Origin of the sequence: Mycobacterium hubeiense (assembly GCF_002838065.1) — a bacterium.
GTDB classification, from domain to species: Bacteria; Actinomycetota; Actinomycetes; order Mycobacteriales; family Mycobacteriaceae; genus Mycobacterium; species Mycobacterium hubeiense.
Map to the genome: position 1 here is coordinate 1 of NZ_PIZU01000099.1, position 2,075 is coordinate 2,075.

Annotated in this window: 1 protein-coding gene; it reads left to right on the forward strand. The window is 69.3% G+C overall.

Annotated elements, in window-relative coordinates; all coding sequences use genetic code 11:
• Positions 1–3: 3 nt before the first annotated feature.
• Positions 4–2,075, forward strand: a 2,072-nt coding sequence (locus CWS39_RS28080) for a heavy metal translocating P-type ATPase (RefSeq protein WP_233213752.1), incomplete at its 3' end; no start/stop codon positions are given.

A 2,075-nucleotide genomic window follows, 5' to 3' on the forward strand; every position in this document is an offset into this window, starting at 1 on the left:
GACGTGACCGGCATGTCGTGCGCGTCGTGCGCCGGTCGGGTCGAGCAGAGGCTGAACAAGCTCGACGGCGTTAGCGCGACGGTGAACTTCGCCACCCGGGTGGCCACCGTCGACGCCGCGGACGCAGTCGGCGTGACGGAACTGTGCGAGGTCGTGGCGCGGGCCGGCTATCACGCTGCGCCGCGGACCGAGGTAACGACGTCCGAGGATGATCCGGACGCGCGGCACGCGCGGGATCTGCTGCGGCGCTTAGCCGTTGCCGCCGTGTTATTCATTCCGTTAGCCGACCTGTCGGTGATGTTCGCCGCGGTGCCGTCCACCCGGTTCGCGGGTTGGGAATGGGTGCTGACGGGTTTGGCCGCGCCAATCGTGACCTGGGCGGCGTGGCCGTTTCATCGCGCCGCCGCGCGCAATGCCCGGCACGGCGTCGCCGCCATGGAGACCTTGATCTCGATCGGGGTTACCGCGGCGACGGTGTGGTCGTTGTACACAGTGTTCTTCGACAGCGCCGAGCGGCAGACCTCGGGTGTCTGGCAGGCGCTAGTCGGCAGCGATTCGATCTATTTGGAAGTCGCGGCCGGCGTCACGGTGCTGGTGTTGGCCGGCCGCTACTTCGAGGCCCGCGCGAAGTCGAAGGCCGGTGGGGCGCTGCGCGCGTTGGCAGCGTTGGGCGCCAAGGAAGTCTCGGTGTTGCTCGCCGACGGCGGCGAGATGCTGATTCCGGCCAGCGAACTCAAGGAAGGGCAGCGCTTCGTGGTCCGGCCCGGCCAGTCGATCGCAGCGGACGGGCTGGTGGTCGAGGGCGCGGCCGCCGTCGACGTCAGCGCGATGACCGGTGAATCCAGTCCGGTGCAGGCCGCACCTGGCGAGAGCGTGGTCGGCGGCACGGTGGTACTCGACGGGCGATTGATCATCGAGGCCGCCGCCGTTGGGCCGGACACCCGATTCGCCGGCATGGTCCGACTGGTCGAGGAAGCGCAGGCCAGCAAGGCCGACGCGCAGCGGTTGGCCGACCGCATCGCGGCAGTCTTCGTGCCCGCGGTGTTGGTGATCGCGATCGTCACCGCCGCGGCGTGGTTGCTCATGGGCGGCGATGTGGACCGCGCCATCTCCGCGGCGCTCGCGGTGCTGGTGATCGCGTGCCCGTGTGCGCTGGGGTTGGCGACGCCAACAGCGATGATGGTCGCGTCGGGCCGAGGCGCCCAATTGGGCATCTTCCTCAAGGGACATCGGGCGCTGGAGGCAATCCGCAAAGTCGATACCGTGGTATTCGACAAGACGGGCACGTTGACGACGGGTAAGCCCACCGTCACTTCGGTGGTAGCCGCCGACGGATGGGACGCCTACGAGGTGTTAGCGAGGGCCGCCGCCGCCGAGTCCGGCTCCGAACACGCCCTGTCGGCCGCCATCGTTTCGGCGAGTCGGGGGCCGCAGGCGTTGGCGGTCAGAGATTTTCGCGCCATTGCCGGCAGCGGAGTGGTCGCCGCCGTCAACGGCGTCCCGGTGACGGTGGGCCGGCCGTCGTGGGTGGCGCGCGGTCGGGTGGTCGCCGCCAACCTTGTCGCTGCCCGTCGTACCGGCCAATCACGCGGCGAGACAGTCATTTTCGTTGCTGTCGGCGACGCCGTCTGCGCGGCGATCACCGTCGCCGACGCGGTCAAGGACTCCGCTGCCGACGCGGTGGCGGCGCTGCACCGGCAGGGGCTAAAGACTATGTTGCTGACCGGAGACAACGAGGCCACCGCGGCGGCGATCGCGTCGACGGTAGGCATCGAGGAGGTGGTGGCCGAGGTCCAGCCAGAGGGCAAAGTCGAGGTCGTCGAGCGGTTACGTGAGGCAGGGCGGGTCGTCGCGGTGGTCGGAGACGGCATCAACGATGCTCCCGCGCTGGCCCGCGCAGACCTCGGGCTGGCGATCGGCCGCGGCACCGATGTCGCGGCCGGAGCGGCCGACATCGTTTTGGTGCGCGAGAGTTTGGATGCGGTGCCGCAAGCGCTGGGCTTGGCCCGGGCAACTTTGCGCACCATCCGGACGAACATGATCTGGGCGTTCGGCTACAACGTCGCCGCAATTCC